The organism is Pseudomonas sp. CFBP 13602 (assembly GCF_014842725.1).
Taxonomy (GTDB): Bacteria; Pseudomonadota; Gammaproteobacteria; order Pseudomonadales; family Pseudomonadaceae; genus Aquipseudomonas; species Aquipseudomonas baltica.
Genome location: NZ_JACYVT010000008.1, coordinates 252,920 through 278,450 on the forward strand (window position 1 = coordinate 252,920; position 25,531 = coordinate 278,450).

Genomic DNA, 25,531 nt, shown 5'->3' on the forward strand with positions numbered 1-25,531 from the left:
TAGCGACGGCCCAGGATAATGGCAATGAGCTTTGCGACAGCGTGTCGCATCACTCCCCTTGAGGTTGCAGCGCCTGGCGCAACGCCTGGACGGCGGTATCGCGCGCTTCTGCCGTGGTGAACGACGGGCCGTCGGCCACGCAGGTGTCGTCCAGCCACAGCGTGAAGCTTTCGGCATCGCTGCGGATGTCCAGTTCATTACCCTGTTGCAGTTGCTTGCTGACCTGACCGGCTGCCTTGCCGTCGGGGAAGCTGCGCGACAGCAGCAGTTGTTCGCCGCCGGCATCGAGCAGGCGGAAGCGGAAGCTGCCATCGTCGTCACGAAAGCTGACGAAACGTGCGGTCTTGGCGGCTTTTTTCTTGCCAGCCGTGGTTACCTGGACCTGCTCGCGGAAAGAGCGCAGCCCCACCGCTTCACGCAGCTCACCCAGGAACGGCGTGGCGACGGCACGCGCTTTCGCAGCGCCCGCCAGGAGAATGTCCTCCAGTTCGGCCGGGCGTTCGATGAAGTGGTGATAGCGTTCGCGCGCTTCGCCCAGCTCGGCATCGAGCAGGCTGAACAGACGCGCCTTGGCTTCGCCCCAGCCCAGCCCTTCACGCAGCGCGGCATGGAACTCGGCGCTCTGCTCGGGCGTGGCGAACGCCTGAAACAGAGTAAACAGGTGCGAGTTGTCCGGATCCTTCGCCTCGCCTGGGGCGCGCGAGTCGGTGACGATGCGCGAGATCGCATCCTTCATGTCCCTGGCGCTGGTGAACAACGGAATGGTGTTGTCGTAGCTCTTGGACATCTTGCGCCCGTCCAGGCCCGGCAAGGTGGCGACGCTTTCCTCGATCAAGGCCTGGGGCATGACGAAGAACTCGCGGCCCTTGCCGAACAAATGGTTGAAGCGCTGGCCGATGTCGCGGGCCATTTCCACGTGCTGGATCTGGTCGCGACCGACCGGCACCTTGTGCGCGTTGAACATCAGGATGTCGGCGGCCATCAGCACCGGATAGCTGTACAAACCCATGGAAATGCCGGCATCCGGGTCTTCCCCGGCGGCGACGTTGTGGTCGACCGAGGCCTTGTAGGCGTGGGCACGGTTGAGCAGGCCCTTGGCAGCAACGCAGGTCAACAACCAGGTCAGCTCGGGGATTTCCGGAATATCGGACTGCCGGTAGAAGGTCACTCGTTCCACGTCCAGGCCCGACGCCAGCCAGGTGGCGGCGATTTCCAGACGCGAACGCTGAATGCGCAGCGGGTCATCGCATTTGATCAGGGCGTGGTAGTCGGCCAGGAAATAGAACGAGTCGGCGTCACTCTGCCGACTGGCAACGATCGCCGGGCGAATGGCCCCGGCGTAGTTGCCCAGGTGAGGCGTGCCAGTGGTGGTGATACCGGTCAGGATACGAGTGGTCATGGGTCGGTTCTTGTTCAGGGGCCGTGGACAGGCATCAGTTCGAAAGGCGCGGCAGCAGCAGATCCTTGAGGTCGGTCAGCTTGCCGTGAAAAAAGTGCCCGCATTCTGCCACTTTCAGCAGCTCATGGGGGCGATCGAGGTTGTCGGACCAGTCGTAGACCAGCTGCGGATCGACCACTTCGTCGGCGTCCGGCTGGATCACGGTCAACGTGGCCTGTTGCGGCAGGCTTTCAGTCATCCGCATCACCGCAGGAGCGACCATGAACAGATGCTTCACCGCCTCGCCCTGGGCTTCCAGACGACCTGCCAGGGTGGCTGCAACGAAACCGCCAAATGAAAAGCCCAGAATCGTCAGCGGCAGCTCGGGGTGTTTCGCTCGCAGCCAGGCAGCCACGGCCTGGGCATCGTCGACCTCCCCCGTGCCCATGTCATGGCTGCCTGCGCTGGCGCCCACGCCTCGGTAGTTGAAGCGCAGGGTCGACAGGCCGACGTCGCGCGCGGTGCGTTGCAAGGTGGACACCACCTTGTTGAGCATGGTCCCGCCCTGTACCGGATTGGGATGGCAGATCAACGCGATGCCGGTGGCATCGGCGGTGTCGAGGTACAACGCTTCGAGTGAGCCCGAGGGGCCGTCGATGAAAACTGCGGTTTCGCGGATGAGCAAGTGATGAACTCCGTGACCTCAAGAAGGGTCGACTCGTCTAGCTGGAAAGATTGCGTCCTGCGAATTTGCGCAAGCGCGCGGTATACAGCGCAGGTCCGAGCCGTTAACGTAAAGCAAAGCCGTTTATAGAGGAAGGACTCGTGGAACTCTCGCTCTTAGTTTGGTTGTTGCCGACCCTGGCCCTGGTGGTCGGTGTGGTCATCGGTTTTGCCGTCGCACGCCTGGCGCCTCGCGCCGTACCCAATGGCACGCAGCGTCAGCTCGATGACATCCAGGAACGTTTCGACACCTATCAGAACGAAGTGGTCACCCACTTCAACAGCACCGCGATCCTGGTCAAGAAACTGACCCAGAGCTATCAGGAAGTGCAGGATCACCTGGCCGAAGGCGCCGACCGTCTGGCCCTGGACGAGCTTACCCGTCAGCGCCTGCTGGCCGCCCTGCACTCGGACGCCCCGCAGCCTCACCGCGAGCGCCTCACGCCACCACGCGACGCCGAGCCGCCTCGCGACTACGCACCCAAGGCAGCGAACTCGCCTGGCATGCTGGACGAGCAGTATGGGTTGAAGCGCAAGTAGGTTTCACTGGCGCCTATCAAGAAGCGGGCCCTGTTTTCAGGTCCCGCTTTTTTTATGCCTGCTGCAGGGCCTCGTGCTCCTACAGGCTCAGGTACACCTCGTCGCAAGGCGCCTTGATCTCCCGACGCAGAATGCCGATCACCTCGCGTCCGGCAGCTTCATCGGCCTTCTGCCGTTCCACGCCATCGAAGCGCTGCTCCACGGTTTTCAGATGCGCAGTGGTGTATTGATCGCGGGGCGTGCGGAGCTCTCGGTAGTGAAAATGCGCGTACCACAACGGCGTTCCCGTGGTGTCGGCAATCAGGTATTCCTCGAGGAAACCCGACGAGCGCTTGAGCTTGCTGCGCCCGCCCACGCGGCTGATGCGCACGGCCTGCTCGCGGTAGAGGTAGTCGACCCGCGCAGCCGTGGGCGCCTGGCGCTTGATCATGTGGATACGAATCAGCCTGCCGTCCTTGACGAGTTGCCCGGCCTTGTCGCGGAACAACTGGGCGCGGCCATGGGCCGACGCGTGCTGGCTGGTGGCCTGGTCTACCGCATTGTGCCGGGTGAGCTGCTGCTCGACGGCGTCGGCGCTGTCGTCAAGCTGGCGAGCATAGAGGGTGAGTTGATCTTCGACCTCGCCCGGCAGGTAGTCTTTTTCGGCCTGTTTCCAGGCTTGCTTCAGCGCACTGTCGGCGCCCTGCAGCAACCGGTTGCCGCGACGAACCGCGGCATTGACCGACGTCGCCACTGCACGTGGCCGGGGCGCAGGCGCCACATCAAGCTGACGCCAGTTGCCTTCGGCCAGATCCTTGCCGAAGGAGGCGACGACCTTTTTCTCGATCGGATCGATGACATCGATGATGTCGCTGTCCGAGGGTTTGAGCTTGGGCCGTCGCTGGCCGACCACCAAGCCTCGACGGTGGGTCATGTACAGGTTTTTGTGGCGCACCTGCTGGCGCTGCTTGCGGGTCATCCTGAGCTGCTCGCGAACCAATGGCACCAGCGACGCCTGCGCATCGTCGCGCAGCTCGGCGATCAGCGCGGCCAGGCGGTCGAACGCCGGACGATGCAACTGCTCTCCCAGCAGCTCGCCATGCAGGGTCAGTGCCTGCTGGGCCGCTTCATACTGCAAGTCCAGGCTGTTGAGCACTTCGACGCGGTCATTGAGGTTGTAGCTGGCGCTCTCCTCGAGGGCTGCATGGGTTTGCGCGGCCAACCGCACGGGCCCGGCCACCGACTCCATGATCCGCTCGGCTTCCTGCAACGCAGGGATCTTGCGGATGCAGGTCAGTGCCAGACCGTCGACCAGCAGACCGATCCAGCGCTGTATCGACAACTCCTGTATCCAGTCCACCTTGAGCTTTTTCAGGGCGGCCTCGCCTTCGAGGGGCATACGCTGAAGCTGGCGTTTCCAATCGGCCAGCTCCTTGCTCAGCTGTATCTGTTTATCCATCACCTCGGTGCTGTCGGCCACGAAGTCGAAGAACGCGGCGGACTGTACGGTATCGAGATCCGAGGCGTCGAGTGTCGCCGGCAGCCGGTCGGCCTGGTCCCGATACGCGATGCTCTTGTAGCGCAGATTGACGATCTCCTCCTGGGCCAGTTCACACAGTTGGAACAGCGCCCCGGCCTGCTCCTTCGAACGATCGGCATAGGGGTCCAGTTCACTGAGTTTCTTGCTGGCACGCAGCACCGTGCGCAAGGCCCCGAGGTAGCTTTCGGTGGCCTCGCTCAGGGCCTCGCGCAGACCGGTCAGACGTTCGCTGTCCCCGGCCTGCATGGCACGTCCAAGCTTGCCGAGCACCCGGTCGACACGTTGGTGCAAGCCTGCACGCTGCTGGTTGAAAGCCACGACTTCAGCGTTGTAGGACACCATCAGCGCCTGGTTGCTGGCACGCAAGGCCGCGATGCGACGCTTGGGCCCGCCGCCGCGCAAACGCAAGCGCAGGTCCAGGCGCCAGCGTCCCACTTCGTCTCGCGCCAGCCAGGGCCCCGGGCGCTGCGGGCGTTTGCCGTCGACTATGCGCAACTGGTCTTCGTCGGCAGCCACCTCATAGAAGTGGCCGTCCAGGGCCAGCAACCAACGCTCGCCGTCCAACTGCAGGCCTTGATAGCGACCGTGCGCCAATGGCGGCGTCATGCTTGGCCCCGGTGTGGTGCGATAGGCCGCCAGAGCCTTGATCTGATCAGTGCCGAGCCGATGTTGCGCACTCGTCCAGGAAAAGCTCAGCGTGCCTTCGGAGTGGGCGATGGCATCGCGCGGTGCCGCCCAGGTACTGCGGACCGGCGCAGTGTTCTGCCGGCCTGCCGCAGGCTGGCCGAAACCTCGACCGGTCGGCGTCTGGCCAGCGTCATGGGCCAGCAGGACCAGGGCGATGTTGAACAGCAGGTCGAACATCTGATCATCGACCGCGGCAGAATCCCCCGCAGCCTGCGCAATCAGCGTGACGTTCGTCGCGGCCATCGCCTGCACCAGCCAGCCCGCCGTGGCCAGCGGTCCGGGGAGGACCGGCAACAAGGCGTTGAACAGCGTCCAGCCGAGCGCCTGAAACCCGATCCAGCGACTTTCCTCGCTGGACACCGATCGACGGTCCGCGACGTTGATCAAAGCCTGTACGTTGCTGCGGTACAGGTGCTCGAGCAACGGTGGGGCGATGTCTGTGAGTTGCAGCGCTGCAGGGGCCGGCGTGCTGATCGGGGCGAAATCCGAACCCTGCGCGAAACGCAGCAGATGCGGCTCGCGAAAGCCGCCGCTGGCATAGCGCGCACGAGCGCCCTCGCCCAACCAGTCCAGTACGCTGCGCTGCAGATCGCCCGGTTCGCTGATCGCGGCCATGAGCGCGGCAGCGCTGGTGTATTGGCTCAAGCAAGGTTTGAACAAGGGTCGGTAGAGCACCTGCACCCCGCTGCCGTCCAATGCGCCGAATACATACATGTTGCACACGACATCGACGTTCATGCCCGGTGCCGGCAGGAAACCCAGGCTGCGAAGGCCGATACGATGCCCGTCGACATCCAGGTCACCCAAGCCATTCATGACCTGTTCGACATACAGCCATCCACGTTCGGTAAAGCCGTGCTGACCGCGGATGGTGTTCTCCAACGCCAGCAACGGCAACTGATAGGCCAGTTGCCGGGTGAACAGCTCCTGGCGACGTGGGGCCTGCACGGGGTCTTCGAGCAGTTGCCGATTCAGCAGCTTCAGGTAACGCCCGCCCACATCGGCGCGGGTTACCAGGGCTTCGATGGTGGCGGTATCGACCCAGTCCGGCAGCAACGCACCCGCGCGCGGCTTGATCAGCAGGTGCCCGCGGGGGCGGCCCGACAGGTTGAACAGAGCCAGTTCGGCGAGGCTGATCTGTTGATCTTCCAGGGCCATGTCGCCGGCATTGACCAGACTCAATTGCGCATTGGGCACGGTGAGAATGTGCACTTGAACGTCGTCGAGGTCGGCCAGCGGCTGGCCGGGATGGTCGGCTTCCATCTGTTCGACCAGGGTCGTCCGGGCAAAGGATTCAAGCGTGGGTATGGCATCGAGGAACGATGCGCCTTTCTGCTCATCGCGCACCATCGCCAACGCCGCTAGGTACAGGGAGAACGCGCGACGCTGGGTCAGACTGGCAGCTCGGAGCCACTGCGGCAGTGCACTGTGAAGCGCCTGGAGCCGGGCGCGTTCCTGGGCTGTGTCGAGCTCGAACAGGCTGGTGATGCTTTCGCAGCCCTCCGTCAGCGCTCGAGTGCCCAGGCGTTGTTGCTGGCAATAGACGCCCAGGGTCTGCAAGGCATTGAGTTGCTGCTCGAGAATCGCCTGTGCCTGCGCTTCGAAGATATCGCCATCAGGTGTATACAGGGCCAATTCCAAAGCCGAGCCGGTGAATTCGCGGCCCATGTGACCCGCGAAGGCATCCGCCAGCGCCTGCAGGTTGGCAAAGCCCTCCAAGCCATTGACGGGGGTGTAGAGCAGCACGACCTCGCGCCCCTGCAGGCCGAGGCGACGGCGGATGACCAGCGCGTGGGTCAGCTCGGCTTCCCGCTGCAGGCCGGCACCCGTCGCATGCACGCGGATCAGGCTGGCCTGAATCGGGTCACCTTCATGCCTGGCGCGCAGGCTGGCGGTGGGCATCGCCGCCAGCAACGAGGCCGCCGCCAGTTGCTCGCTGTCCAGGCGTCCGGCAGCTTTGTCCCGCTCGATACTGGCCTTCAGACGCGACTGCAGCGCCAAGGCCAGCCAATGCCAGCGATCGCTGCCGTCTGCCTGGACCTGGTCCCAGTAATCGCACAGTGCCTGGCTGTAGGTGGTAATGATCTGCGGGCCCCACTCGTTGACGATGCCCTGCACCTGCACCAGGGCCACCGGCAGGGCCGACGGGGGCGAGCCCAGCGGCTCATGTGCGAGCAGGTGATAGCCTTGAATCAGCCGGAGCTGCTGGGTATGGATGTAACGGTCGATCAGCACATCAATCAGCGCCAGCCGACGGTAGCGCTGGGCCTCATGCACAGCGGGGGCATTGGGCCTGGCCTGGGTGGCCAGCGGTTCGAGCAGCTGCAGGCGGTCGACGTCCAGTGCCAGGTCGGGGTATCGCGCCGACAGCTCGCTGGCGAGGATATTGCTGGCGACCTGGCGCAGGGTGGGCCGAGAGCAGAAATGTTTGCTCACGCTGCTGGCCAGTGGCGCAGCCTTGGCCACTTCGCCACTCAGGGAAAGGAGTTCAAGCATGGGTCGGTCCTTCGAGACAAATGAGCGCCTAGCAGGCGCTACCCTTGGCCTCGAAGGGTGGTAGACAGATAAGGCAGGCTGAAAAGACCGGAACCCGGATGCAGGAGCGGACGCTGTCCGCTCCTGCGGTTCCAGAAGGCCGAGGGCTTAGATCGCGCCGCGGCTGCGCAGCAGCTCCAGCACCTGCTTGACCCCTTCATCCACCGACGAGGCCTGGGTGTCGATCACCAGATCGGCATTCAGCGGCACGTCATACGGGAAGGACTCGCCGGGGATGTTGTCCTGGTCGGCGGCGTACAGGCCCTGTGGATCGCGTTCGCGGCAGACCAGAGGCGAGGCCTGGACGTAGACGGTCACCAGCCGATCGGCACCGATCAGGTCGCGTGCCTGCTCGCGGCCGGCGGCGTCCGGCGCAACGAAGGCGGCCAGAGTCACCAGGCCCGCTTCGTTGAACTGCCGCGCCACGTGAGCGGCACGGCGCCAGTTCTCGGTGCGCCCGGCGCGGTCCTGTGGCAGGCCCTTGTTCAGGTCATGTCGCAGGTTCTGCCCATCGAGCACGAATACCGCACGGCCCATGTCGAACAGTCTGCGTTCCACGGCGTAGGCCAAGGTGCTCTTGCCCGCACCCGAAAGACCGCTGAACAGCACGGTCGCCGGTTGCTGGCCGAAGCGCTGGGCGCGCTCGTCGGTGGTCACATGGGCGGAGCGACCATGAACCTTGCCACCCTGGCTGACGGCGGCCGGCGCGATGATCATGCCGGCGCCGACGGTGCCGTTGGTGAGACGGTCGATGATGATGAACGCACCGGTGGTGCGGTTGCTGTCGTAACCGTCCAGAGCGATGGCGCTGTCCAGCGACACCTTCACCTTGCCGATTTCGTTGAGCTGCAGCGCGCTGCCCGGCCCTTCGGCCAGGGTGTTCACGTCGACCTTGTGGACGATGCTGGCGATCGAGCCCGGCACGTAGCTGGTGGCCCGCTTGATGTCGTATTTCTTGCCGGGCAACATCGGTTCTTCGGCCATCCATACCAGCATGGCCTCGAAGCTGTCGGAGACGGTCGGCACATTGGCGGCATGCACCAGCAGATCGCCGCGAGAGATGTCGATCTCGTCTTCCATGGTCAGGGTGACCGCCTGGCCAGGGCCGGCGTGTTCCAGCTCACCTTCGAAGGTGACGATGGACTTCACCCGGCTGCTTTTGCCCGACGGCAGGACGACCACTTCATCGCCCTTGTGCACGATACCGCTGGCCAGGGTACCGGCGAAGCCGCGGAAGTTCAGGTTCGGCCGGTTGACGTACTGCACCGGGAAGCGCAGGTCGTCGAAGTTGCGATCGGCCGCGACTTCCACGGTTTCGAGGATTTCCATCAGCGTCTGGCCGGTATACCACGGCGACTGCTCGCTGCGGTTGACCACGTTGTCGCCCTTGAGCGCCGACATCGGCACGAAGGCCAATGTGGTTGGCTGCAGGCTGATGGCCTCGGCGAACTTCAGGTAGTCGGCCTTGATCTGCTCGAACACGCCCTCATCGAAGCCCTTTAGGTCCATCTTGTTGATGGCCACGACGATGTGCTTGATGCCCAGCAGGGACGCGATGTAGCTGTGTCGACGGGTCTGGGTCTGCACACCGTAGCGGGCATCGACCAGGATGATCGCCAGGTCGCAGGTGGACGCGCCGGTGGCCATGTTGCGCGTGTACTGCTCGTGGCCCGGGGTGTCGGCAATGATGAACTTGCGCTTGGCCGTGGAAAAGTAACGGTAGGCGACATCGATGGTGATGCCCTGCTCGCGCTCGGCCTGCAGGCCGTCGACCAGCAACGCCAGGTCGACTTCTTCACCCGTGGTGCCGGATTTCTTCGAGTCGCGGGTGATGGCTTCCAGATGATCTTCGTAGATCATCTTGGAGTCGTGCAGCAGGCGCCCGATCAGGGTGCTCTTGCCGTCGTCGACGTTGCCGCAGGTAAGGAAGCGCAGCAGTTCCTTGCGTTCGTGCTGAGCAAGGTAGGCGAGGATGTCCTCGCTGATCAATTCGGATTGGTGCGACATGTTCTGACCCTGCTCTAGAAATAGCCCTGACGTTTCTTGTCTTCCATGGAACCGGCGCCATCATGATCGATGACACGGCCCTGGCGCTCGGACGTTCGCGTCAGGAGCATTTCCTGAATGATGTCGGTGAGGCTCTGCGCCTCGGACTCCACCGCGCCCGTCAACGGGTAGCAGCCAAGGGTACGGAAACGCACTTTCTTCTTGACGATGCTGGCCTTCTCTTCCTCGCTGAGGTGCTCGAGAATGCGCTCGTCGTCGATCATGATCAGCGTGCCGTTCTTCTCGATCACTTCGCGTTCGGCGGCGAAGTACAGCGGCACGATCGGGATGCCTTCCAGGTAGATGTACTGCCAGATGTCGAGCTCGGTCCAGTTCGACAAGGGGAATACGCGGATCGATTCGCCCTTGTTGACCTTGCCGTTGTAGACGTTCCACAACTCCGGACGCTGGTTCTTCGGGTCCCAGCGATGCTTGCTGTCACGGAACGAGTAGACCCGCTCCTTGGCCCGCGACTTCTCTTCGTCACGGCGCGCACCGCCGAAGGCGGCGTCGAAGCCATACTTGTCCAGCGCCTGCTTGAGGCCCTGGGTCTTCATGATGTCGGTGTGCTTGGAACTGCCGTGGGTGAAGGGATTGATGCCCTGCGCCACGCCTTCGGGATTGACGTGTACCAGCAGGTCCAGGCCCAGCTCCTCGACCATGCGGTCGCGGAACTTGTACATCTCCTGGAACTTCCACTGGGTGTCGACGTGCATCACCGGGAACGGCAGCTTGCCGGGGAAGAAGGCCTTGCGCGCCAGATGCAGCATCACGGCCGAGTCCTTGCCGATGGAATACAACATCACCGGGTTATCGAACTCAGCGGCCACCTCACGAATGATGTGGATGCTTTCCGCCTCCAGCTGTTTCAGATGCGTCAGTTTGTCGACCATGGCTACTCACGGAATACAGTCTTTATGGACGGCCTGCGGGCCGTGTTCGAGCCGGGCACTTTAACACGGCGTCCGGTTTGGTCATCGGGGGTGGTTAGATCGAAGGGGTATATCAATATACCTCGTGGTTTGGAGGGTTTCGTGTTTGGCGGGCACAGGCTCGCCGGCCGCCTCGATCTCACAGGCACTGCTCCCACGAGATCACTCGGATCACCGTGGGAGCAGGCTCTGCCCGCGAATCAGGCACCACCGTCCAACGATCAGACAGGATTGGGGCAGTCGATGAACACATGCTCGAGCGCGAAGCGCCGCGCCAGGTACTCACCCAGCGCCTGCACACCGTAGCGTTCGGTGGCGTGATGGCCGGCGGCGATGAAGCTGATGTCGTTCTCGCGGGCACTGTGAACGGTCTGTTCGGAAGCCTCGCCGCTGATGAACAGGTCCACACCGGCCGCGATCGCCCGGTCGATGTAACCCTGGCCGCCGCCGGTGCACCAGCCGACGCGGCGAATCTTTTCGCTGCCTTCGATCAGCAACGGTTCGCGGCCCAGCACTTCCTGCACGCGACGGGCGAAGTCGCGCGGATGCATGGGCTCGGGCAATGAACCGATCAGCCCCACGACCCGGCTGTCCGCCGGATCCAGGGGCCCTTCCACGGTGATTCCCAACTGCCGCGCCAGCTGCACGTTGTTGCCCACTTCGGCGTGCAGATCCAGCGGCAGGTGGTAAGCCAGCAAGCTGATATCGTGTTTGAGCAAGGTCTTCAGGCGCCGCCGTTTCATGCCGATCACGCAGGGGTTCTCGCCCTTCCAGAAATAACCATGGTGCACCAGCACCAGATCGGCCCTGGCGTCCACCGCGGCATCGAGCAACGCCTGGCTTGCCGTCACGCCACTGACGATGCGCATGACCTGCGGGCGACCTTCCACCTGCAAGCCATTGGGGCAGTAATCCTGGATCTTCGTGCTGCTCAGGTAACGGTCGGCTTCTTCGACCAACGTGTTCAGTGCCACAGCCATGAAAGTCTCCACAAAGGCAGTTCAGCGCGGCGCGAGCGCCCGTATAATGCCGGCCATTATGGCGCCCCTGCGCGCCTAAGAAACAGCCCCCCGCTACCCTTCAGGATCGTTCCCATGTTCAAGGCCTTGCGCTTCTTCGGTTGGCCACTGTTGACCGGCATATTGATCGCCCTGCTGGTGATCCTGCGCTTTCCGCAATGGGTCGGCCTGCCCAGCCAGGACGTCAACCTGCAGCAGGCGCCGCAAAGCGCCAGCGTCATCCAGGGTCCGGTGTCCTACGCCGACGCCGTAGCCATCGCAGCGCCCGCCGTGGCCAACCTGTACACCACCAAGGCGGTCAACAAAGGTGCCCACCCGCTGTTCGAAGATCCACAGTTCCGGCGTTTCTTCGGCGACAACCTGCCCAAGCAGCGGCGCTGGGAGTCGAGTCTGGGCTCGGCGGTGATCATGAGCCCCGAAGGCTACCTGCTCACCAACAACCATGTGACAGCTGGCGCCGACCAGATCGTGGTGGCCCTGAAAGACGGCCGGGAGACCCTGGCTCGGGTAATCGGCAGCGATCCGGAGACCGACCTGGCGGTGCTCAAGATCGATCTGAAGAACGTTCCAGCAATCACCATCGGCCGCTCCGACGGCATCCGTATCGGCGACGTCGCGCTGGCCATCGGTAACCCGTTCGGCGTCGGCCAGACCGTGACCATGGGCATCATCAGTGCCACCGGCCGCAACCAGCTGGGCCTCAATACCTACGAAGACTTCATCCAGACCGATGCGGCGATCAACCCCGGCAACTCCGGCGGCGCGCTGGTGGATGCCAACGGCAACCTGACCGGTATCAACACGGCCATCTTCTCCAAGTCCGGCGGCTCGCAAGGCATCGGCTTCGCAATCCCGACCAAGCTGGCGCTGGAGGTGATGAAGTCGATCATCGAACATGGCCAGGTGATCCGCGGCTGGTTGGGCATCGAAGTACAACCGATGACCGAGGAGCTGGCGGAGTCGTTCGGCATCAAGGATCGGCCAGGCATCGTCGTCGCCGGAGTGTTTCAAGGCGGCCCGGCCCACAAGGCCGGCCTGCAGTTGGGCGATGTCATCCTCAGCATCAATGGCGAGCCGGCCGGCGATGGTCGCCGCTCGATGAACCAGGTCGCCCGCACCAAGCCCGGCGACCGGATCGCCATCCAGGTGATGCGCAAGGGCAAGGAACTCACCCTCAACGCCGAAGTGGGCCTGCGCCCCCCACCAGCGCCGGCGGCGGTGAAGAAGGAGGAGAAGTAGGGATGCAGTGAAAAACGGATGGCGGTTGGCTATCGCATGCAAGCTCGGTCACGTCATTTCTATCAGATGTAACACACCTATACACGCTCGAAGTTTTTATTCGCGCAGAAGTATCGAACGTCATACTCATGATTATTACGCTCACCTGATAATTATCTTGGCCGCCCGGCGTTTAGCGAAAAGCCCACTGCGGTCTGAAAATACAAGATCACTCCTGTTTTGCTTGTAAAAAGATAGTTACCCAGGAACATACAATCGTAGCTAGCCTGTTTTCTTGCCACACACACGGAGAAAATGGATCATGACTAACATAACGCCTACGACCACACCTCTGGCGCTGCCAGGAAATCTGTTACAGAACGCAGAGTTCGAACAAGGTTTCACCCACTGGATCACGGACGACAAAGGGGACCCCGCCAACTGCACCTCTTCACCGCCTGGCGCGATTCTGGTCAATCAGGCCAGCATCAGGCAGGGAGTGACCATAGAAGCGAGAGCCAAACAGTACACGTTCAGAATGATTGCCTTGGCGTTAAATAGCTCATCAAAGGCTACCCAAGCAGTGGCTGAAGTCGGCCGTGTCGTCATCAAGGAAAACGATATAGAGGTGGCAAGCTTCTACCTGAGGACAGGCGCGTTCGTATACGAGCTCGAACATGTAACCCAACCGGCGACGACTCATCTGGAAGTCGTAATCAGCTCTGAAGCAAGCACCCCTGTACAGTTCTGGAGTCCCAGCCTCGTCGATGACTTTCCCAATCCCGACGAACTCATCAAGGATAGCCACTTCGAGCGTCCGAATACGGACTGGAGAGGAGGGGGCGAGTGGCAGCACGGCGGCGTGCAACTGGCCAACGGCCAACGCGTCAGCCAGTTGGTCACTCGCATCGAACCTGGCAGTCATTACGTGATTACCTATACGGTGATGCCCTTCATCAATCCTATAGGCGAGGAGGAAAACTTCGCCTTCGGCGCGATATCGGGCAGTGGTGGGGTCCCCAACACAGATATCACGTCCAGTGAGTCGATAGCGCCAATACCCTTCACGGCTACTCAGAACACCTTGTCAATCACACTTACGGGGCCTCGTATCCGTTTCGGGTCATTCTCCTTGAAAAAACGCTAGGCGATGAACACACTGCCGGCAGCACTCAGGTCTTGTGCGAAGCATTAGCCGGCTGACAACTTATCCTGCTGTCCCGCGCCCTATACCGGCAGTCTAACCGACCAGGGAAGTCTGCCGGTCAAGCGGCTTGTTCAGCCCAGCCGCTTTTATCTTCTTGCTCACAGGGCATCCAGCAACGCCTGGTTCTGTTCCGAAGTACCGATGCTGATGCGCAGGAATTGCGCGATGCGTTCCTGCTTGAAATGGCGCACGATCACGCCCTTTTCGCGCAAGCGGGCGGCAATGGCTGCAGCGTCCTGTTCGGGGTGGCGGGCGAAGATGAAGTTGGCTGCCGAGGGCAGTACCTCGAATCCATGTTCATTCAGCCCTTGCACCAGTTTTTCGCGACTGGCGATCACCTTGGCGCAGGTGTCTTCGAAGTAGGCCTTGTCGGCAAACGCTGCGGCGGCGCCGGCGACCGCCACTCGGTCGATCGGATAGGAGTTGAAGCTGTTCTTGATGCGCTCCAACGCTTCGATCAGGTCCGGGTGGCCGACCGCGAGCCCTACCCGCAGGCCGGCCAGCGAACGGGATTTGGAGACAGTCTGGGTGACGAGCAGGTTCGGATAGCGATCGACCAGGGTGATCGCGGTTTCACCGCCGAAATCGACGTAGGCTTCATCCACCACCACCACCGAGTCCGGGCTGGCCTGAACAATCTGCTCGACCGCGTCGAGCGGCAACAGGCAGCCAGTGGGTGCGTTCGGGTTGGGGAAGATGATCCCGGCGTTGGGCCTGGCGTAGTCTTGTGGCCGGATCTGGAATTGCTCGTCCAGCGGCACCGCCTCGAAGGCAATACCGTACAAGCCGCAATAGACCGGATAGAAGCTGTAGCTGATGTCCGGGAACAACAGCGGCTGGTCATGCTGGAACAGGCCGTGGAAGATGTGCGCCAGCACTTCGTCCGAGCCGTTGCCCAGGAACACCTGGTTGGTTTGCACCCCGTAATAGTCCGCCACGGCTTGCTTGAGCAGGTCGCTGTTGGGATCCGGGTACAAACGCAGGGCGTCACCCAGCTCGGCGCGCATGGCCTCGATCGCCTTGGGCGATGGGCCGTAGGGGTTCTCGTTGGTGTTGAGCTTGACCAGGTTGGCAACCTTGGGCTGCTCGCCGGGCACATAGGGCACCAGGTTCTTGACGAAGGGACTCCAGAATCTGCTCATGCTCATTCCCCTTTTGCCAGATCGGGTTGGATACGGTATTCGGCGCTGCGGGCGTGTGCGCTCAGGGACTCGCCGCGAGCCAGCACGGAAGCGGTCTTGCCCAGCTCGGAAGCGCCCTGCTCCGAGCAGAAGATGATCGACGAACGCTTCTGGAAATCGTAGACACCCAAAGGCGACGAAAAACGCGCGGTGCCCGAAGTCGGCAGCACGTGGTTGGGGCCGGCGCAGTAGTCGCCCAGCGCTTCGCTGGTGTGACGCCCCATGAAGATGGCACCCGCATGGCGGATCTGCGGCAGCCAGGCCTGCGGGTCTTCGACCGACAACTCCAGGTGTTCCGGGGCAATTCGGTTGGCCACCTCGATCGCCTGCTGCATGTCCCGGACCTTGATCAGCGCGCCCCGGCCATTGATCGAGGTATTGATGATCTCGGCGCGTTCCATGGTCGGTAGCAACTTGTCGATACTGGCCGCGACCTTGTCGAGGAACTCGGCATCGGGGCTGACCAGAATGGCCTGGGCGTCTTCGTCATGTTCGGCCTGGGAGAACAAGTCCATGGCGATCCAGTCCGGATCGGTGCCGCCGTCGCAGACCACCAGAATTTCCGAGGGGCCAGCGATCATGTCGATACCGACCTGGCCGAACACATGGCGCTTGGCAGTCGCCACGTAGATATTGCCGGGGCCCACGACCTTGTCCACGCGCGGCACGCTTTCGGTGCCATAGGCCAGGGCCGCAACGGCCTGGGCGCCGCCGATAGTGAACACTCGGTCGACGCCGGCAATGCAGGCCGCTGCCAACACCAGCTCGTTGACCTCGCCTCGGGGCGTGGGCACGACCATGACCACCTCGGTAACGCCCGCCACTTTTGCCGGAATGGCGTTCATCAATACCGATGACGGGTAGGAGGCCTTGCCGCCGGGCACGTACAGGCCGGCGCGGTCCAGTGGTGTGACCTTCTGGCCGAGCACCGTGCCGTCGGCTTCGGTGTAGCTCCAGGAATCCTGCTTCTGCTTCTCATGGTAGAGACGCACCCGCTCGGCGGCGGTTTCCAGAGCGTTGCGCTGCACATCGGTAATGCGTGTGAGGGCCAGTTCGAGACGCTCGCGCGGCAGGATCAGGTCGGCCATCGAGGCGACCTGCAGGCCATCGAAGCGCTCGGTGAATTCGACCAGCGCGGCGTCGCCCCGCTCGCGCACGGCCTTGATGATGTCCAGCACGCGCTGATTGACCGAGTCATCTGACACACTTTCCCAGCTCAACAGATGGTCCAGATGGCGGGCGAAGTCCGGATCAGTGGCATCGAGTCGGCGAATAGCAGTGGAAACGGTCATGGCGGGCCTCAAATAATGGCAATTGCTCAAGCGCCGATAGATTACCAATCGATCCACATGGGCACTTGAGTTATTTGGCTATGATGCGGATAGACGGGCGCAGGTTGCAGACCTGCGCAGGTGCATCAGTCGCGGTGTCGCGACTCCACTGCCTTGCGCAGGGTGTCGATCAACGCCTGGATGCGGGCGTGCTGCATCTTCATGGAGGCTTTGTTCACCACCAGCCGGGAGCTGATGTGGGCGATCAGTTCCTGGGGCTCCAGGCCGTTGGCACGCAGGGTATTGCCGGTGTCGACCACGTCGATGATCTTGTCGGCCAGGCCCACCAGTGGCGCCAGTTCCATGGAACCGTAGAGCTTGATGATATCGACCTGGCGGCCCTGCTCGGCATAGTAGCGCTTGGCAACGTTGACGAACTTGGTGGCCACACGCAGCCGACCGGTTGGCTCGGCCGCGCCGATGGCGCCGGCCGTCATGAGCTTGCACTGGGCGATCTGCAGATCGAGGGGCTCGTACAGGCCCTGGCCGCTGTATTCGAGCAGGACGTCCTTGCCGGCGACACCCAGGTCGGCGGCACCATGCTCGACGTAGGTCGGCACGTCGGTGGCGCGCACGATCAGCAGGCGTACATCGTCCTGGGTCGTGGGAATGATCAGCTTGCGGCTCTTGTCCGGGTTCTCGGTGGGCACGATGCCCGCCTCGGCCAGGAGCGGCAATGTATCGTCAAGAATGCGGCCTTTGGACAGCGCAATGGTCAACATGGGAAACGTCAGTCCTTACAGGAAAGTTTCTGGCAACGACCGGGCGCATCCCTGCGCCCTGCACGCACATCAGCCCGGTACGCGACGGATCTTGGCGCCCAGCATCTGCAGTTTTTCTTCGATGCACTCGTAGCCACGGTCGATGTGGTAGATGCGGTCGATCAAGGTGTCGCCTTCGGCGGTAAGCGCCGAAATCACCAGGCTCGCCGACGCCCGCAGGTCGGTCGCCATGACCGGTGCGCCCTTGAGCTTCTCGGTGCCGGTGACGATGGCCGTGTTGCCCTCGACCTGAATCTGCGCGCCCATGCGATGCATCTCGTAGACGTGCATGAAACGGTTTTCGAAGATCGTCTCGATGACCGCGCCAGTGCCTTCGGCAATGGCATTGAGCGAAATGAACTGCGCCTGCATGTCGGTGGGGAACGCCGGGTACGGCGCGGTCCGCACGTTGACCGCCTTGGGCCGCTTGCCATGCATGTTCAGTTCGATCCAGTCGGCGCCGGTGGTGATCTCGGCGCCCGCCTCGCGAAGCTTTTCCAGCACGGCTTCGAGAATGGTCGGATCGGTGTCCTTGACCTTGACCCGGCCGCCTGTGCAGGCGGCGGCCACCAGGTAGGTACCGGTCTCGATGCGATCGGGCATGACCTTGTAGGTCGCCGAGTGCAGGCGCTTCACACCATCGATGGTGATGGTGTCGGTGCCGGCGCCTTGGACGTTGCCGCCCATGGCATTGATGAAGTTGGCCAGATCGACCACTTCCGGCTCGCGCGCGGCGTTCTGCAGGACGCTGCGGCCATTGGCCAAGGCTGCGGCCATCATGATGTTCTCGGTACCGGTCACACTGACCGTGTCGAAGAAGAAGTTGGCGCCGCGCAGGCCACCTTCCGGCGCCTTGGCCTTGATGTAGCCGGCTTCCACGTCGATGACCGCACCCATGGCTTCGAGGCCGCGGATGTGCAGGTCGACCGGACGCGAGCCGATCGCGCAACCACCGGGCAGCGCCACTTCCGCTTCGCCGAAGCGAGCGACCATCGGGCCCAGCACCAGGATCGAGGCGCGCATGGTCTTGACCAGCTCGTACGGTGCAACCAGTGTCTTGATGGTGCGCGGATCGATCTCGACCGCCAGCTTCTCGTCGATCACCGGCTCGATGCCCATGCGACCGAACAGCTCGATCATGGTGGTGATGTCGTGCAGGTGCGGCAGGTTGGCAACCGTTACCGGCCCATCGGCCAGCAGGGTGGCAGCCAGAATCGGCAGAGCGGAGTTTTTCGCTCCGGAAATGCGAATTTCGCCATCAAGGCGAACGCCGCCAGTAATAATCAGTTTGTCCATTGGAGTCTCGACGCGGAATGGCTCAGGAACGCTCAGCCCAGGCTGCGCTGCTGAAGAATTTCATGGTGATCGCATGGATGCTGCCATCGGCGATCCATGGGTTCAAATGAGCATAGATCTGTTGCTGGCGCTTGACCGGGCTAAGCGCGGTCAGCTCGTCACTGATCACGTTCAGCTGGAAATTGCAGCCTTCGCCCTCGACTTCCACCTGCACTCCCGGCAGCTTGGATTCAAGGAAACCCTTCACTTCTACAGCCTGCATGCTCAACCTCGATCGGCGCCCTGTGCGCGCGGGTCGGCCATCATACAAAAAAGCCCCCCGACTGCGAACCCCGTATCGACGGGATCAGGCCAGAGGACCTCGATGAGGGCCGCTCAAATCTGTGAAAAGAATTCGCTCATGCCGGTGACCTGAGCGATCTGACGCATATCGTGGGGCAGTGCCTGGACCCGCACGGTCTTGCCGGCCGCCTCGGCATCGCGCATGAAGCCCAGCAGCAGGGACAAGCCGACGCTGCTGGATTTCTCGACCGCAGTGCAGTCAATGACCAGCGCCGTGGCCGGGCTGGACTGGATCAATGCCTGCCCCTGCTTGCGCAGGGCGGCGCCGGAGCGGTAGTCCAGCACGCCGGCCAGACTGAGCTGATCGCCGGCCAGTTCGACGCGAGCCTGATCCATCACTGGGCGCTCGTCGGGGCAGCTTTGTCGGTGACTTCCTTGGCCTTGGCGACTTCGCCCGCCCAACCGTCGATGGTCTTGTCCAGGTCGTTGCCGTTGCGCTGCATGCTGTCGGCGAACTGGTCGCGGAACAGCTTGCCGATGTTGATGCCATTGATGATGACGTTACGCACCTTCCACTCGTTGTTCAGGTTTTCCAGGGTGTAGGAAACCGGATACACCGCTCCGCCAGTGCCCTTGACCTGCATGTCGACGCTGGTACGAGTGCCACTTTCATCCTTGGCCGGGCCAACGGTGATGCCCTGGTTGTTGTATTCGAGCAACGCGTTGCCATAGAACTGCATCAGGCTGCGCTTGAAATTTTCCTGGAAACGCGTTTTCTGCGCCGGTGTTGCCCGGTTCGCGTACTTCACGGTCATGATGCTGCGCGATATGCCTTCGGCATCGACGACTGGACCGACGATGGAATTCAACGCGTCGTAGAAAGCCTGAGGGTTGCTGCGGTAGGTTTCGCGGTTCTTTTCCAGATCCGACAGCAGCCGGTCGGTGACGCCCTGTACCACCTGATGTGCGGATACCGCAGGGGCTGCGTTGGCCCACATCGGTAGCAGAGCCACCAGAACCAGCAGGCTGCGTCGCATGATCGAAAACATGGATAACTCCTTATTTGGCATCTTTGCTGACTGTGTTGAGCAGGAACTTGCCGATCAGGTCTTCGAGCACCAGGGACGACTGGGTGTCGTGGATGGTACCGCCGTCGGTGAGCAAGGCTTCCTCGCCACCCACGCTGATACCAATGTACTTCTCGCCCAGCAGGCCCGCGGTCAGGATGGAAGCAGTGGAGTCAGTGGGCAGATTGTCCACTTTCTTGTCCAACTGCAGGGTCACCCGGCCAGTGAAGGTGTCGCGATCCAGATCGATAGCCGTGACCTTGCCGATGGTCACACCGGCCATGGTCACCTTCGCTCTGACAGTCAAACCGGCGATATTGTCGAAATAGGCATAAAGTTTGTAGCTCTCGGTGTTCGCGCTGGTGGACAGACCACTGACACGCAAGGCCAACAGCAGCAAAGCCAGGATGCCGGCCAGAAGGAACAGGCCGACTCCGACTTCCATTGATCGGTTTTGCATCAGAAATCTCCAAACATCAGGGCGGTCAGAATAAAGTCCAGGCCCAGAACGGCCAGCGACGCGTAGACCACGGTCTTGGTGGTAGCGCGACTGATGCCCTCGGACGTGGGTTCACAGTCATAACCCTGGAACACGGCGATCCAGGTGACGACGAAAGCGAATACCAGGCTCTTGATCACACCGTTGAGCACGTCATCGGTGAAGCTCACGCTGTTCTGCATGTTGGCCCAGAACGATCCTTCATAGACGCCCAGCCAATCGACGGCGACCCAGGATCCACCCCAGATACCGACGACGCTGAAAATCATCGCCAGCAACGGCAGGGAAATGAAACCGGCCCACAGCCTTGGCGCAACGATGTACTTGAGCGGGTCGACGCCGATCATCTCCAGGCTCGACAACTGCTCGGTCGACTTCATGTTGCCGATCTCGGCCGTCAATGCAGAACCTGCACGACCGGCGAACAATAGAGCGGTGACCACAGGTCCGAGTTCACGCAGCAATGTCAGCGCGACCATTTGCCCGACCGCCTGCTCCGACCCGTACTTGGCCAGAATGCTGAAGCCCTGCAGCGCCAGCACCATGCCGATGAACACGCCGGACACGACGATGATCAGCAGGGACATGACGCCCACTGAATACAATTGCTTGATCAGCAGCTGGAAGCCGCCACCGATGCCGCCGCGGCCCACCAGCGCGTGGCCGAGGAACAGCCCGGAACGACCCAGGATGCCGACCATGTCGATGGCCGAGCGGCCAAACAGGCGCACGCGCTCCATGATTGATTTCTTGCGCATCAACGCTTCCCCAGCAGATCGGCGCGGTAGTCGGGCGCGGAAAAATGAAAAGGCACGGGGCCGTCGGGATCGCCCTTCATGAATTGGCGGACGCGCGGATTGTCCGACCCCATCAAGGCTTCTGGCGTGCCATGACCAAGCACCTGGCCATCACCTACGACATAGATGTAGTCGGCGATGCTCGCGGTTTCCGCCAGGTCGTGGGACACCACGATGCTGGTGATACCCAGGGCGTCGTTGAGCAGGCGGATCAGCCGCACCAGTACGCCCATGGCGATCGGGTCCTGACCGACGAACGGCTCGTCGTACATCAATATCTGCGGGTCCATGGCGATGGCGCGGGCCAGCGCGACCCGGCGCTTCATGCCGCCGGACAGTTCGTCCGGCATCAGTTCGATGGCACCGCGCAGGCCAACGGCCTGCAACTTCATCAGAACGATGTCGCGGATCATGTCTTCGGGCAGGTCGGTGTGCACGCGCAGCGGGAAGGCCACGTTTTCGAACACGTCCAGGTCGGTGAACAGCGCGCCGCTCTGGAACAGCACGCCCATGTGCTTGCGCGCATCGAACAGATCGCTGCGCGAGAGTTTGGGCAGGTTCTGGCCATTGACCCACACTTCGCCGCCGCTGGGCCGCAGTTGCGCGCCCATCAAACGCAGGAGCGTGGTCTTGCCGCTACCTGAAGGCCCCATGATACCGGTGACCTTGCCGCGAGGAATGCGGATATCGACGTCGTTGAAAATGCTCCGCGCACCGCGCTTGAAGGAAACCCCTTTCAGCTCGACCGCGTAGGCGCTATCGGCACTCATTTAAACTCCTTGCAGTGCAACCTTACCCTCGGACGCTCATCTTCTGACCGAAGACACTTGGCGCGGACAGGCCGAACAAGCGGCGAACTATAGCATTGCAGACACGTGCCGCCCAAGATTGATCCATTGGCGAAACGTACCATCGATTTACCGGGGCCGCGAAATAGGCAGGTGAGTCGCACGTCCATTCCCGCTATAATCGCCGCCTTTTCACCGGGCCTACCGATTTTCGCCATGAGCCAGACCAGCGACCTGATCCAATCCGCGCACCGCACCATACGTCTCGAAATCGAAGCGGTAGAGGGCCTGCTTGCCCACATCGACGCCGATTTCGTGCGCGCCTGCGAATTGATCCTCGAAAGCAACGGCCGCGTGATCGTGCTGGGCATGGGCAAGTCCGGCCATATCGGCAACAAGATCGCCGCGACCCTGGCCAGCACCGGCACCCCGGCGTTTTTCGTGCATCCTGCCGAGGCCAGCCATGGCGACATGGGCATGATCACTCGCCAGGACATCATCCTGGCCCTGTCCAACTCCGGTTCGACAGCGGAGATCGTCACTTTGCTGCCTTTGATAAAACGCATGGGCATTCCGCTGATCAGCATGACCGGCAACCCCGACTCACCCCTGGCCCAGGCTGCCGAGGTCAATCTCGACGCGCGCGTCGCCCAGGAGGCCTGCCCGCTGAACCTGGCGCCGACCTCCTCCACCACCGCTACCCTGGTGCTGGGCGATGCGCTGGCCATTGCCCTGCTCGAGGCGCGCGGCTTCACGGCCGAAGACTTCGCCTTCTCCCATCCCGGCGGAGCGCTGGGCCGACGCCTGCTGCTCAAGGTTGAGCACGTGATGCACACCGGCACTGCGCTGCCACAGGTGGCGCGCGGTACGCTGCTGCGCGATGCCCTGATGGAAATGACCCGCAAGGGCCTGGGCATGACCGCCATCCTGGAAGCCGATGGCCGCCTCGCCGGGATCTTCACCGACGGCGATCTGCGGCGCACATTGGATCGCACCATCGATGTCCACAGCACTCGAATCGAAGACGTCATGACTTCCCACGGCAAGACGGCTCGCGCCGACATGCTGGCTGCCGAGGCGCTGAAGATCATGGAAGACAACAAGATCAACTCACTGATCGTGGTTGACGATCAAGACTGTCCGGTAGGCGCCTTCAACCTTGGCGATCTGCTGCGCGCGGGAGTCATGTAATGACCGGGAGTCATGTAATGACCGAGAATGGTGCAATGCCCGAGACTGGCAGCAACGACCTCCTGCAGCGAGGCAAGGCCATCAAGCTGGCCGTATTCGACGTCGACGGCGTACTGACCGATGGCCGCCTGTATTTCCTCGAAGACGGCAGCGAGTTCAAAAGCTTCAGCACGCTGGATGGTCAGGGCATCAAGATGCTCATCAACAGTGGCGTGACCACGGCCATCATCACCGGTCGCAAAAGCCCGGTGGTGGAGCGGCGTGCCAAAAACCTGGGCATCGCCCACCTCTTTCAGGGCCGTGAAGACAAACTCGTGGTGCTCGACGGACTGCTCGCCGAACTCGGCCTGAGCTATGAACAAGTGGCTTACCTGGGCGACGACCTGCCCGACCTGCCGGTGATTCGCCGGGTGGGCCTGGGCATGGCAGTGGCCAATGCCAATGCCTTCGTGCGCCAGCATGCCGACGGTGTGACCCAGGCCAGTGGCGGCTTCGGGGCGGCACGCGAGTTCTGCGAGCTGATCCTCGATGCCCAAGGCAATCTCGAAGCGGCCCGCGCCGCCTACCTGTAGGGCCTGACATGCTGAACAAGAAAATCCGCAATATCGTCATCCTGGGTGTGCTGGGGCTGCTGTTCGCCGCCATCGGCTACTGGGACATCAGCCCGGAGCGCTTCCTCGACCAGCCCACGGCAGCCGTCGACGAAAGCCAGATCGATTACTACGCCATCAACGCGAAGGCTCGGCAATACCTGCCCGATGGCGGCGTGCAGTACGACATGACTGCCGACAAGGTCGAGCACGTGAAGACGTCGCAGGTCACCTTGCTGACCAAGCCCGACATGCAGCTGTACCGCGGAACCGTCTATCCGTGGCACGTGACGAGCGATCGCGGCGAAGTGAATCCCGATGGCAGCGAAGTCGAGCTGATCGATTCGGTGCGCATCGCGCGTACCGATCAGAAAAGCCGCGCTACGCTGATCACCAGCTCGCGCATGACCGTTTTCCCACAGAAGCAATATGCGCAGACCGACCAAGACGTTAGAATCGACGGCGCCGGTGGCGTGTCGACGGCCAAGGGCATGAAAGCGTATCTGAATGACAGCAAGATCAACTTGCTGTCCAACGTAAGAGGACAGTATGAGGCTCGTTAAAACCCTCCCCTTTTTGCTCAGCCTGAGCGCAGCACTGGGAAGCGCGAGCGCCTGGGCACTGCCCACTGACCGCGATCAGCCCATTCATATCCAGTCCGACGATGCCCAGCTCGACGACAAACAGGGTGTGGCGACCTACAAGGGCAATGTGATCATTACCCAAGGGTCGATGAAGATCACCGGCAATACCGTGACCATCACCCGCAATGCCACGGGCGACGTGGACGTGTTCACTGCTGTCGGCAACCTGGCCTACTACGAGCAGAAACCCGCCGCCGACAAGCCCATCGTGCAGGCCTACGGCATGACCATCCAGTACTTCGCGGCGCAGAACCGCATCGTGCTGATCGACAAGGCCAAGGTCATCAACGACGGCAACACGTCCGAAGGCGAGAAGATCGTCTACGACACCGTGCGCCAGGTGGTCAACGCCGGCCGTGCCACGGGCAGCAAGGTCACCACGCCTCGTCCGCGCATCGACATGGTGATCCAGCCGAAGAAGAAATCCGACGCACCGCAGAAGGCCCAGTAATGGCAGTTCTGAAAGCGCAGCACCTGGCCAAGAGCTACAAGAGCCGGCAAGTCGTACGCGACGTCAGCCTGTCCATCGAAAGCGGGCAGATCGTCGGCCTGCTGGGCCCCAACGGGGCCGGCAAGACCACCTGTTTCTACATGATCGTCGGCCTGGTGCAGGCCGATCAGGGCCGCGTGCTCATCGACGAGCTGGACGTCAGTCACCAGCCGATGCATGGCCGCGCCCGCTCCGGCATCGGTTACCTGCCGCAGGAGGCCTCGATCTTCCGCAAGCTGTCGGTGGCCGACAACATCATGGCCATTCTGGAAACCCGCAAGGAACTCGATGCCACGGCTCGGCTGGCAGAGCTCGAAGGCCTGCTGCAGGAATTCCACATCACGCACATCCGCGACAATCTGGGCATGAGTCTTTCGGGGGGTGAACGTCGCCGCGTGGAGATCGCCCGCGCCCTGGCCACCGCACCCAAGTTCATCCTGCTCGACGAACCCTTCGCCGGTGTCGATCCGATTTCGGTCGGCGACATCAAGCAGATCATCCACCACCTCAAGACCAAGGGCATCGGCGTATTGATCACCGACCACAACGTCCGCGAGACCCTGGATATCTGCGAAACGGCCTACATCGTCAACGACGGCCAGCTGATTGCCGAAGGCGATGCCCAGACCATTCTGGCCAACGATCTGGTACGCGAAGTCTACCTGGGCCACGAGTTCCGCTTGTAAGGCCCGAGGGCGCCAGCGCCCTCCCACGGGCATTAATTTTCATGGCGCCCTAGGCAAACACTCAGGTTTCAGGCATATAATTTGCTTACGACATAAGCCGGGTGCTTCGGTACCCGTAGTAGAA

Annotated in this window: 24 protein-coding genes; 8 read left to right on the forward strand and 16 right to left on the reverse strand. The window is 62.2% G+C overall.

Annotated features, from left to right (window positions below):
• Positions 1–49: 49 nt before the first annotated feature.
• On the reverse strand, positions 50–1,399 hold the full coding sequence (locus tag IFU31_RS18145; protein ID WP_192057673.1) for a tryptophan--tRNA ligase: 1,350 nt from the start codon (positions 1,397–1,399) through the stop codon (positions 50–52).
• Positions 1,400–1,433: 34 nt separating this feature from the next.
• Positions 1,434–2,063 (reverse strand): alpha/beta hydrolase, encoded by a 630-nt coding sequence (locus IFU31_RS18150; RefSeq protein ID WP_122479486.1) that lies wholly within the window; start codon positions 2,061–2,063, stop codon positions 1,434–1,436.
• Between the two features lie 140 nt (positions 2,064–2,203).
• Here IFU31_RS18150 and IFU31_RS18155 point away from each other — a divergent pair, with 140 nt between their 5' ends.
• Positions 2,204–2,641: a YhcB family protein gene (locus IFU31_RS18155; RefSeq protein ID WP_049860598.1), complete on the forward strand. Its 438-nt coding sequence runs from the start codon at positions 2,204–2,206 to the stop codon at positions 2,639–2,641.
• A 79-nt stretch (positions 2,642–2,720) separates the two neighbouring features.
• Here the strand turns inward: IFU31_RS18155 and IFU31_RS18160 are convergent, their stop codons facing one another.
• The 4 genes from IFU31_RS18160 to IFU31_RS18175 all read right to left on the reverse strand — a co-directional run bounded on the left by IFU31_RS18160 (position 2,721) and on the right by IFU31_RS18175 (position 11,340).
• The gene (locus tag IFU31_RS18160; protein WP_192104040.1) at positions 2,721–7,343 is read right to left on the reverse strand and encodes a hypothetical protein; all 4,623 of its coding nucleotides are present in this window, start codon (positions 7,341–7,343) and stop codon (positions 2,721–2,723) included.
• A 147-nt stretch (positions 7,344–7,490) separates the two neighbouring features.
• The gene (gene cysN / locus IFU31_RS18165; protein ID WP_192104042.1) at positions 7,491–9,389 is read right to left on the reverse strand and encodes a sulfate adenylyltransferase subunit CysN; all 1,899 of its coding nucleotides are present in this window, start codon (positions 9,387–9,389) and stop codon (positions 7,491–7,493) included.
• Positions 9,390–9,403: 14 nt separating this feature from the next.
• Positions 9,404–10,321, reverse strand: coding sequence for a sulfate adenylyltransferase subunit CysD (cysD, locus tag IFU31_RS18170; RefSeq protein WP_122479489.1), 918 nt, complete (start codon positions 10,319–10,321; stop codon positions 9,404–9,406).
• 260 nt (positions 10,322–10,581) lie between these two features.
• Positions 10,582–11,340: a Nif3-like dinuclear metal center hexameric protein gene (locus tag IFU31_RS18175; protein ID WP_192104044.1), complete on the reverse strand. Its 759-nt coding sequence runs from the start codon at positions 11,338–11,340 to the stop codon at positions 10,582–10,584.
• 114 nt (positions 11,341–11,454) lie between these two features.
• Here IFU31_RS18175 and algW point away from each other — a divergent pair, with 114 nt between their 5' ends.
• On the forward strand, positions 11,455–12,618 hold the full coding sequence (algW, locus tag IFU31_RS18180) for a Do family serine endopeptidase AlgW (protein ID WP_122479491.1): 1,164 nt from the start codon (positions 11,455–11,457) through the stop codon (positions 12,616–12,618).
• A 301-nt stretch (positions 12,619–12,919) separates the two neighbouring features.
• A complete protein-coding gene (locus IFU31_RS18185; RefSeq protein WP_192057676.1) occupies positions 12,920–13,744 on the forward strand; it encodes a hypothetical protein in 825 nt (274 codons plus the stop codon).
• Between the two features lie 158 nt (positions 13,745–13,902).
• Here IFU31_RS18185 and hisC read toward each other — a convergent pair whose 3' ends face one another.
• From hisC to IFU31_RS18235, 10 genes are all read right to left on the reverse strand, one after another.
• Positions 13,903–14,946, reverse strand: coding sequence for a histidinol-phosphate transaminase (gene hisC / locus IFU31_RS18190; RefSeq protein ID WP_192057677.1), 1,044 nt, complete (start codon positions 14,944–14,946; stop codon positions 13,903–13,905).
• 2 nt (positions 14,947–14,948) lie between these two features.
• Positions 14,949–16,277 carry a histidinol dehydrogenase gene (gene hisD / locus IFU31_RS18195; RefSeq protein WP_122479494.1) on the reverse strand — a complete coding sequence of 443 codons (1,329 nt, stop codon included), beginning with the start codon at positions 16,275–16,277 and terminating at the stop codon, positions 14,949–14,951.
• A gap of 125 nt (positions 16,278–16,402) precedes the next feature.
• The gene (gene hisG / locus IFU31_RS18200; protein WP_185794044.1) at positions 16,403–17,038 is read right to left on the reverse strand and encodes an ATP phosphoribosyltransferase; all 636 of its coding nucleotides are present in this window, start codon (positions 17,036–17,038) and stop codon (positions 16,403–16,405) included.
• Between the two features lie 69 nt (positions 17,039–17,107).
• On the reverse strand, positions 17,108–18,373 hold the full coding sequence (gene murA / locus IFU31_RS18205) for a UDP-N-acetylglucosamine 1-carboxyvinyltransferase (protein ID WP_122479496.1): 1,266 nt from the start codon (positions 18,371–18,373) through the stop codon (positions 17,108–17,110).
• A 22-nt stretch (positions 18,374–18,395) separates the two neighbouring features.
• Entirely contained in the window at positions 18,396–18,635 is a 240-nt protein-coding gene (locus IFU31_RS18210; protein ID WP_043186744.1) for a BolA family protein, read from the reverse strand.
• Positions 18,636–18,748: 113 nt separating this feature from the next.
• The gene (locus tag IFU31_RS18215; RefSeq protein ID WP_122713625.1) at positions 18,749–19,051 is read right to left on the reverse strand and encodes an STAS domain-containing protein; all 303 of its coding nucleotides are present in this window, start codon (positions 19,049–19,051) and stop codon (positions 18,749–18,751) included.
• Complete coding sequence (locus IFU31_RS18220; protein ID WP_122479497.1) at positions 19,051–19,704, reverse strand: MlaC/ttg2D family ABC transporter substrate-binding protein; 654 nt, start codon at positions 19,702–19,704, stop codon at positions 19,051–19,053. The genes IFU31_RS18215 and IFU31_RS18220 overlap by 1 nt, the downstream gene beginning before the upstream one ends.
• Positions 19,705–19,714: 10 nt before the next feature.
• Positions 19,715–20,182 (reverse strand): outer membrane lipid asymmetry maintenance protein MlaD, encoded by a 468-nt coding sequence (gene mlaD / locus IFU31_RS18225; RefSeq protein ID WP_043186734.1) that lies wholly within the window; start codon positions 20,180–20,182, stop codon positions 19,715–19,717.
• Entirely contained in the window at positions 20,182–20,979 is a 798-nt protein-coding gene (gene mlaE / locus IFU31_RS18230; RefSeq protein ID WP_043186730.1) for a lipid asymmetry maintenance ABC transporter permease subunit MlaE, read from the reverse strand. Before mlaE ends, mlaD begins: the two co-directional genes overlap by 1 nt.
• Complete coding sequence (locus IFU31_RS18235; protein ID WP_122479498.1) at positions 20,979–21,788, reverse strand: ATP-binding cassette domain-containing protein; 810 nt, start codon at positions 21,786–21,788, stop codon at positions 20,979–20,981. The genes mlaE and IFU31_RS18235 overlap by 1 nt, the downstream gene beginning before the upstream one ends.
• Before the next feature lie 234 nt (positions 21,789–22,022).
• Here IFU31_RS18235 and IFU31_RS18240 point away from each other — a divergent pair, with 234 nt between their 5' ends.
• Genes IFU31_RS18240 through lptB form a run of 5 tightly spaced genes read left to right on the forward strand, consistent with a single transcriptional unit; the run spans position 22,023 to position 25,407 of the window.
• Complete coding sequence (locus IFU31_RS18240; RefSeq protein WP_122479499.1) at positions 22,023–22,997, forward strand: KpsF/GutQ family sugar-phosphate isomerase; 975 nt, start codon at positions 22,023–22,025, stop codon at positions 22,995–22,997.
• Positions 22,998–23,032: 35 nt separating this feature from the next.
• Positions 23,033–23,569 (forward strand): KdsC family phosphatase, encoded by a 537-nt coding sequence (locus IFU31_RS18245; RefSeq protein WP_122479735.1) that lies wholly within the window; start codon positions 23,033–23,035, stop codon positions 23,567–23,569.
• A gap of 8 nt (positions 23,570–23,577) precedes the next feature.
• Positions 23,578–24,150, forward strand: a complete 573-nt coding sequence (lptC, locus tag IFU31_RS18250) for an LPS export ABC transporter periplasmic protein LptC (RefSeq protein ID WP_122479500.1) — start codon at positions 23,578–23,580, stop codon at positions 24,148–24,150.
• On the forward strand, positions 24,137–24,682 hold the full coding sequence (gene lptA / locus IFU31_RS18255) for a lipopolysaccharide transport periplasmic protein LptA (RefSeq protein WP_043186718.1): 546 nt from the start codon (positions 24,137–24,139) through the stop codon (positions 24,680–24,682). The genes lptC and lptA overlap by 14 nt, the downstream gene beginning before the upstream one ends.
• A complete protein-coding gene (gene lptB / locus IFU31_RS18260; protein ID WP_192104046.1) occupies positions 24,682–25,407 on the forward strand; it encodes an LPS export ABC transporter ATP-binding protein in 726 nt (241 codons plus the stop codon). Before lptA ends, lptB begins: the two co-directional genes overlap by 1 nt.
• Positions 25,408–25,531: the final 124 nt, after the last annotated feature.